The 7,255-nt window shown below is 62.7% G+C and carries 8 protein-coding genes and 1 tRNA gene; 6 read left to right on the top strand and 3 right to left on the bottom strand.

The genetic code is table 11. The annotated features are described in order from the left end of the window. The first annotated feature begins 277 nt into the window (after positions 1-277). On the top strand, positions 278-1,597 hold the full coding sequence (locus RB628_RS26240; protein WP_318322972.1) for an AAA family ATPase: 1,320 nt from the start codon (positions 278-280) through the stop codon (positions 1,595-1,597). 10 nt (positions 1,598-1,607) lie between these two features. After that, positions 1,608-2,225 carry a DUF4276 family protein gene (locus RB628_RS26235; RefSeq protein ID WP_318322971.1) on the top strand — a complete coding sequence of 206 codons (618 nt, stop codon included), beginning with the start codon at positions 1,608-1,610 and terminating at the stop codon, positions 2,223-2,225. 222 nt (positions 2,226-2,447) lie between these two features. Here RB628_RS26235 and RB628_RS26230 read toward each other — a convergent pair whose 3' ends face one another. Then, positions 2,448-3,542: a DUF1152 domain-containing protein gene (locus tag RB628_RS26230; RefSeq protein ID WP_318322970.1), complete on the bottom strand. Its 1,095-nt coding sequence runs from the start codon at positions 3,540-3,542 to the stop codon at positions 2,448-2,450. A gap of 81 nt (positions 3,543-3,623) precedes the next feature. Between RB628_RS26230 and RB628_RS26225 the strand changes: the two genes are divergently transcribed. The 3 genes from RB628_RS26225 to RB628_RS26215 all read left to right on the top strand — a co-directional run bounded on the left by RB628_RS26225 (position 3,624) and on the right by RB628_RS26215 (position 5,902). Further along, entirely contained in the window at positions 3,624-4,364 is a 741-nt protein-coding gene (locus tag RB628_RS26225; protein WP_318322969.1) for a GntR family transcriptional regulator, read from the top strand. A gap of 276 nt (positions 4,365-4,640) precedes the next feature. After that, complete coding sequence (locus RB628_RS26220) at positions 4,641-5,078, top strand: ATP-binding protein (protein WP_318322968.1); 438 nt, start codon at positions 4,641-4,643, stop codon at positions 5,076-5,078. 95 nt (positions 5,079-5,173) lie between these two features. Next, on the top strand, positions 5,174-5,902 hold the full coding sequence (locus tag RB628_RS26215; RefSeq protein WP_318322967.1) for a GntR family transcriptional regulator: 729 nt from the start codon (positions 5,174-5,176) through the stop codon (positions 5,900-5,902). 39 nt (positions 5,903-5,941) lie between these two features. Here RB628_RS26215 and RB628_RS26210 read toward each other — a convergent pair whose 3' ends face one another. Then, the gene (locus RB628_RS26210) at positions 5,942-6,157 is read right to left on the bottom strand and encodes a hypothetical protein (RefSeq protein WP_318322966.1); all 216 of its coding nucleotides are present in this window, start codon (positions 6,155-6,157) and stop codon (positions 5,942-5,944) included. A gap of 452 nt (positions 6,158-6,609) precedes the next feature. Next, a tRNA-Gly gene (locus RB628_RS26205) sits at positions 6,610-6,683 on the bottom strand. A gap of 339 nt (positions 6,684-7,022) precedes the next feature. Between RB628_RS26205 and RB628_RS26200 the strand changes: the two genes are divergently transcribed. After that, complete coding sequence (locus RB628_RS26200) at positions 7,023-7,202, top strand: hypothetical protein (RefSeq protein WP_318322977.1); 180 nt, start codon at positions 7,023-7,025, stop codon at positions 7,200-7,202. Positions 7,203-7,255 lie beyond the last annotated feature (53 nt).

Below are 7,255 nucleotides of genomic sequence, written 5' to 3'. Positions count from 1 at the left end.
CTCTCAGGCTAACCCCGCAGAACGGGACGTCTCACCCAAGGCTGACAGAGAGGGACTGGCGGCGTGCCGGTCGACTGGTGCGGGGCCCTCACGCTGCTGGCTTCCTGATGCGGAAGGAGCGTGTGCTCGATGTCCCATCCATCCTTCTGGGTAGGACTGTGCCGAAGATCCTGACAAGTCGCAGCCAAGGGTGCATCATGACTCTCTCGCAGAGTTCAACTTTCAAGCGAGCTGCGTTAAATGTCCGTCAGGGCGCCCCGAAGAAGGAGACCCTAGCGTGAAGCTCGAAAGTTTGAGGATCAAGCGATTTAAATCCCTGTATGACGTGAGTCTAGATTTCTCGCGCTTTCGGGTCCTTACTGGCCCTAACGGTTCAGGGAAAAGTAATCTAGTCGACGCGATCGGATTCCTGGGAGAAGTCTATCGATTTGGAACCGAATATGCAGTGGGGCGATCGGGCGGAATTGACTCTATTGCTTTTCGGGCAACGCGCCGGACTACCATCGGTGTCCAATTTTTGGTGAAGGCCTCGTTGTCCCTATCTGAAGTCCCGCGATTCACGGGCCGCAGGAACGGGCCGCAGGACAGCGACTACGAGTTTCGCATCGAGCATTCTTTCACGATCAAGCCGGCTTCGGGAAAAAGCACCTCGGATTACGCCCTAACCGAGGAGTCTTTCACGGTTTTTCTTGATTCTGGCGATACGCTTCTCAAGATTCTACAGATCTCCACTGAGGCGCACGCGGACACTCGTATTTACATGGTGGAGAGTCATGAGGTTAACCCTGCCATTCGGGAGATCTGCAAAAATGCGCTTGGCTTTTTTTGGCGCGAGAGGGAACGTGGGAGCCAGGAAGAATTGTTCAGTGTGCCAGGTATGCAGTCTGGCTCTGGGCTAGATGACATTGCAGTTCCGATCCCAGTATTCAGAGAGTTTCGACGCAGGATGTCATTCATTCAAGCGTATAGGCTGAATCCTGCGGCTTGCCGAAATCCAGGGGCGCTAACCCCGAATGCGTCGCTTGAGAGTGACGGGGGTAACCTGCCTGCTGTCGTAGCCCGCACCGCTCTGAGGCAGAAAGAAGTCTGGCTAAAAGTGATGTCCGGCATGCGGCACATCATGTCTAATCTTGAGAATATCTCTACCGAGCCGAGCCCGGACAGTGGAGGGCTTGTTCTAAAATTCCACGAAACAGGTAGCGGACGCCCTTGGTCTGCGAGGGAGGTGTCCGATGGCACCATCCAGGCTTTGGCACTCTTGCTCGCATTGCACGACCGGCGGGGACCGATCGTTCTGATCGAAGAGCCCGAGAATGCTGTTCACCCATGGGTTTTGAGGCGATTCCTCGAAGAGTGTCGGCAGGTTGAAGATCGTCAAGTTGTCCTTACGACGCACAGCCCGATCCTGTTGAAGCTCCTACGCCCCGAAGAAGTCGTATTGCTGTGGCGTGCGGGCGGCAGGTCGCACATTAAGCCGCTAATCAAGGCATTGCCGGATTCGAAAGATCTATATTATGAGAAAGGGTTCGATGTCTTCGATCTGTACGACAGTGGCCTGATTCCACAGACGCTCCCGGGCAGTGACGTCGAAGGGTAAATAGTCGAAGATGAAGCGAATTGGCGTCGTTACTGAGGGTGAATCGGAAGTTAAAGGGCTCCCGGAAATATATCCGGCATTGGAGGAGCGGGTGGGCTCGCAACTCCTCAGACCAATTCGTTCCTCGGTCGACCCTTTGTCTCCTATCCCTGTTCTAACTAAGGGGCTTCGTACGGGCATCCAGCTCTCCCTTGCACGGAATGCGCAACTGGTCGTCGTGCTTCTGGATCGAGAAAATAGCGAGACGTGCGCAGGTGCGAGGGCGGCGGATATCGAGCGAAGACTTCGCGAGGAGGTTGACGATGTCGTGCGAGTCGTCATCAAGGACCGCACCTTCGAGAACTGGCTGATTGCGAGCCCTGAAGCCTTTATCAAGCAGCGTTCCAAGTATTCTCATCCTGAGCGTATCAGTCGTGCAGCATGCCCAAATAAGGCGGATCGGCATGACGCGCCTTGCGATCTGATCAATTCCGCCATGACTAAAGGCAGATACGATAAGACGGCCGATGCTCCAAGGATCCTTAGGTTCAGCAACTTGGATTCAATGGCAGCCAATAGTAGAAGTTTCCGTCGCTTCCTCGCCGTTTTGGGGGATCCGAAATATGCGTCTGGCAGCAAGCGCCCGTGATAGGTCGGCGTAGGTTTACATGTGGCACTGCTGCGGAGTGAGTGACCACCCGAACAACGACGTACCCCTTTTCTGGCCTCAGGCGGCTGCATGCTGTTGCGCGCGGCACGGGCGCCGGCCGGGCTGGAGCGGGGCGGAGACAGGAGTGCAGGCCCGGCCGGCGCCCGGGCCGCGTGCGGGGAGCGGAGCGAGCCGCCTTGAACCCGTGAAGAAGGTTGTTACTCAGGTGGGGGCTGAGATGCACCAGAGTGGGGCCGCGTACTGCTCCGGTCGGTTGTTGATGAGCAGTCGGCGCAGGTCATCGCGCTGCGATCCGTCGAGATTCAGCACTTCGGTGAGGTGGCGGAACGTCGTGTGAGTGACTCCGCGGCTTCGGGCTTCCGCCTCGAACTGGGCGAGCTGGATCAGCACCGATTCGGCGTCGAGCTTCGCTGGCCGTTGATCCTTGAGCCAGAGAGCCTTGTTGCGCTCATAGTCGATTTCGGAGAAGCCGCAGACCTCGCGGCTCAGTGCCTCCACCTGGTCCAGGGTGGTGGTCGACATGATGGCGCGGGCCAACTCGTTGCGGCCCAACGCCTCGTCCAGGTCGACCTCGTGGACGGTCGGACTCTCGTCGGTGAGCGGGATGGGAAGTCCGGCGTCTCGGACCTCGCACGTGCCGCGTACGCCTCTGGCTGTTGCCGCGAGCATGCCTGTTGCCTCTGAGGGGTGCCATTCCAGGACCGCGCTGATCGGCTCCGCATCTTCAGCAGTGAAGGTGTGGACGAGTGGGCCGAGCATGCCTTGCAGGTCTTCGTGTGACAGTTCGCCGTCGAGACCGGGGCCTGCAACCAACAGGCGTATGGGGGCGTTTACTTGGCCGCATGCTGCCAGTGCCAGTGAGTCGGCGAGTGGGCTCTTCAGCGTCGGTTCGTCGCCTCGGGCCAACACGTCGCCGCCGACGTCCAGGAGATCGATGGAGGTCGGCTGCAAGAAGGTGACCAGCTCTTCGAGTTGGCGCGTGACGCCCTCGACGCCCTGCCCAGGGTCGATCAGGGCGAAAGAGTGCGGAAGCTCTGTCGCTAGTCGAGGGAGCGTCGACCCTGCCGGGGCGTTCGGGCGGGCTTCCGCCGGCACTGTCCAGACGGCCGGAGTGAGCAGTTCGAGGCCCGTGAAGTCATCGGATCCTCTGGGGCCCGGTACCGGGTCGATCAGCAAGCGGTCCCAGGCGTACGTGAGGATCACCGCCCGCTCGCTGTTGCCGTACAGGGCGGCGTCAAGCATTGCGGCGGCGACTGCGTCGCCCCCTCCTCCTGCTGCGACGATCAACCGCGTCATGTGCTCAAGGGTACGGGGTCGGCTCTTGACCAATCACCCTATAGTGGCTAGAGGCTATAGCCACTTGGACGAGGAGGAGACATGCCTCAGATTGAGGAGGCGCAGCCGAAGTACCTACAGATCGCGCACTTCATCCGTGATCAGATCCTTCGGGGCGACCTTCGGCCGGGGGACGAGGTTCCCTCGGAGCGGCAGTTGGCGGCGGTTTGGAAGGTATCCAGGCCGACGGCGGCGCGGTCGTTGGAGGCGCTGAGTCATCAGGGGCTCGTCGAGAAGCGGCAGGGGTCGGGCACGTACGTCCGCAGTCTGGAAGTGAACCGGCGGGCACGTGAGTTGTATGGGCGGGCCCGGCAGACCGGGAAGATCTACACGCCCGGTGAGTACGCGGTGATCACGTCGGCCGGGTGGCTGGATGCCCCGGATCACGTTGCTGAGGCGCTGGGCCTGGTGAAGGACCGTCGGGCCGTGCATCGCCGGCGTGTGACCAACAACCAGGACGGGCCCATCACGCTGTCCACCTCGTGGTTCGCGCCGGACGTCGGGCAGAGGGCGCCCAAGCTTCTGGAACCGGAACGGATCCAGGAGGGCACCCTGATGTACGTCGAGAACATGACGGGACGACAGGGAAGTTACGCCGAAGATCGAATGTGTGCCCGGCAGGCGACCGACGAGGAGGTAGCGGACCTCCAACTTGCGCCGAGCGCGGCTGTCCTGATCGTGCATCACGTCGTCTTCGACCTCCAGGACCGGCCGTTGGAGTTCGCCGAGGCCACCTACCCGCCGCACCGCTGGGCGTTCGAGCAGGGGTATCCGCTCACCTGATGGCTCGTCATTTCGGCGAACTACTTGCGCGCCACAAGTGGCTAATGCCACTATCCAGTAAGTGGCTAAGGCCACTTGATCGGAAGGGGGCACGGAGTGACGAGTCAGCGGCCGGACCAGGAAGCGCTTTTACCTTGTCGGAGTTGCCGGGGGCGCGGCTGGAAGCATGTCAGTTCGCGTACGTCCTTGGCGCTTGCCGCTGCCGCCGACCGCACCCGTGCCACATCGAAGCGGCGCTGCCTCGACTGTGACGGCAGCGGCAAGGAGTGAGCGCGGATGGCTTACAGGATCGACCGCTACCCCTCTGAGGACTCACCGCGGCTCGGAGCGATGACCTTGCATCCGACCCCGGAGTCCGTCCCTCGGGCCCGACGCTGGTTCCGGAAGTTCATCGCCCCGTACAACCCTGCCTGCTCGGTCGAGGACTGCGCGCTGATGATCTCGGAACTGGTCACTAACGCCATCCGCTACGGACAGGCTGACGAACCCTGGGTCGTGCGGGTGGAGTGGTTCCGGGAAGAGGCCTCGTTGCGGGTCGAGGTGCACAATCCGGGCTTCCCTGCGAACGTGCGACTCCGGCGCCCCGACGCCAACGACGCACACGGGCGCGGGCTGCTCCTCGTCGACTCGATCGCGGAGTCGTGGCACTCCGGGCCCAGTCGCTTCGGCGGAACGGTGGTCTCCTTCGTGGTCGCCGATGCCTGGCCGGCGTGACGAGGGGAATATCTTCAGTTGGTACTGCGTCGGCGGATTCGTCGCTAGTCTGGTTGACCAGTTGACTTGGCCAATCTCGACAGGCGGCGGCGCTCATGGCGTATGACGTGGAGGCACCGAAGTACGTACGCCTCGCGCAGACCATTCAGCAGCGCATCGAGGACGGCACGTATCCGCCAGGAACCCGTGTACCCAGTGAGAATCAACTGGTGCAAGCCTTCGGGATGTCCCGACCGACCGTCGTCCGGGCGCTGGAACTGCTGAAGCGTGACGGCTGGCTGGAGTCCCGGCAGGGATACGGCACGATCGTGCGCGGACGTCCGGCCGTCGTGGAGCACAAGGACCGCCGGGGCAACGAAGCGCTCGTGCGTGATGAGACGCAGACCCCTGGGCGGTTGGTCGAGGTTGGTCGGGTTCCTGTTCCGGCGCGCGTCGCCTCTGCGCTCGGCTTGCCGAAGCGTGCCAAGGTCCTCGTGCGCCGGTTCCTCGTTGTCGAGGACGGCGAACCCGTTGAGCTGGTCTCGTCGTACTTCCCGGTCGGCCTGGTCGAGGGCACTGAGCTGGAGAGTGCGCAGCTGCTGAGCGGCGGCACCCGTGTTCACCTTGAGGCGCGGAAGAAGGTCCGCTTCGACCATGTGACCGAACGTATCTCGGCTCGGCTCCCTGAGCGGGGCGAGGCCGAGCTTTTGGAGCTGCCGGACGGCGTGCCCGTCCTCGGTGTCCTTGTCGTCGCGCACGACGCCTCCGGTCAGGCCCTGCAAGTCTCTGATGTGCTGCTCCCCGCTGATCGGCAGGAACTCGAAGACACTTACCGGCTCACCTGAACCTGCGTACCGCCTGCCGCTCGGCTGCGACGGCCCGTCTCAGGTGCGCCGGCTGGCGAGTCGGTAGACCACGTATGTGAAGCCAAGGATGACGTCGACGGCTGCCCACAGGCCGATGATGAGACCCACGCCGATTGTGGTTCCGACGTCGTTCGCGTCGTTGCACAGCTCCAAGGCGTCGCCGGTCCGGCCTCGGCACTCTTCGGGTGTGCCGCTGACGCTCGCGGCGCCCGCGATCACCCAGATCAGAAACAAGATCTGGACGGCCAGGAAGACCCACAGAAAGACGCGGCGCCGCTTCTTCGGTCGGGGTGTCGTCTCGCCCTGATAGGGACTCTGCGGCGGGGAGCCTTGCGGCGGTGCCGGCCAGACGTTCGCCGGTGGCGCGGACCCCTGCGAGTTGCGTGGGCCCCATTACTGCGGCTCTTGAGCGTGGTGTTGCTTGCCCATGTCGAGCCCTCCTCTGCGCTGCCTGGCTTCATGGTGCGCTTGCGTTGTCCTTCACGCTCGTTGGTCGTCAGCAAGCCACAGAAAGGGGCGGCCTTCCGCCGCACATGCTTCGGCCGGAAGTGGCGGCGCGCCCGCGCGGTCGTCGGCCTCCCGGACGGCTTTCGGTTCTACGACCTAGTGGTGCGGTTGTGGTGCGGCAGCAGCCCACCGGTCTAGACAACAAGGAACCCCCGGGTCTATGACCTGGGGGTTTCGCATGGAGCGGGTGACGAGAATCGAACTCGCACTCTCAGCTTGGGAAGCTGATGTTCTACCACTAAACTACACCCGCGTAATACGCCGGTCTGGACCGGCGTCGGAACGCTCAGTCACTCTACCCCATGCCAGGCCCCCGGCGCCGAGCCGTGGGCCTGCCCCTGTTCCTGGTGGATTTCCGGTGGATTCCGGGTGCGTTCCGAGTGGGTTCCGTATGGGCCCCGGACCCATGTTCGCGGCGCGACCCGGCTGCGAGTGGCCGGAGTTGGGGCGTACGGTGGGGGCGCGGAAGAGGGGCTGGGCGGGATCGGAGTGCCGTCTGGAGGGGCGCCCTTTTCGTCCCGTAATGTGGCTTTCCTCGTCGGTCTCGACAGTTACCGGCGACGGCTCTTGGGGAAGGGACTCTGAGGACTTGATCGAGCGCACCGTCGTCCGTTGTGCCGAAGGGCACGTGTTCAACACAGCTTCGTTCCCGATGCAGCAGGCCGAGCGGCTCGGCCCCGGCCGGCTGATCCGGTGTCCGCGCTGCGCGCGGCTCCGCAGTGTGGTGCCGGTGGCGTTGGAGCAGCGGCATCGGAGCAGCAGCAGTACGTGAAGTGCCCGCAAGCCACGTACCCGCAAGCGAAGTACCCGCACGTGAAGTAGAAG

The sequence above is a fragment of the Streptomyces sp. ADMS genome, from assembly GCF_033441795.1.
Lineage (GTDB): Bacteria > Actinomycetota > Actinomycetes > Streptomycetales > Streptomycetaceae > Streptomyces.
This window is presented reverse-complemented; position numbering and strand designations above follow the sequence as displayed.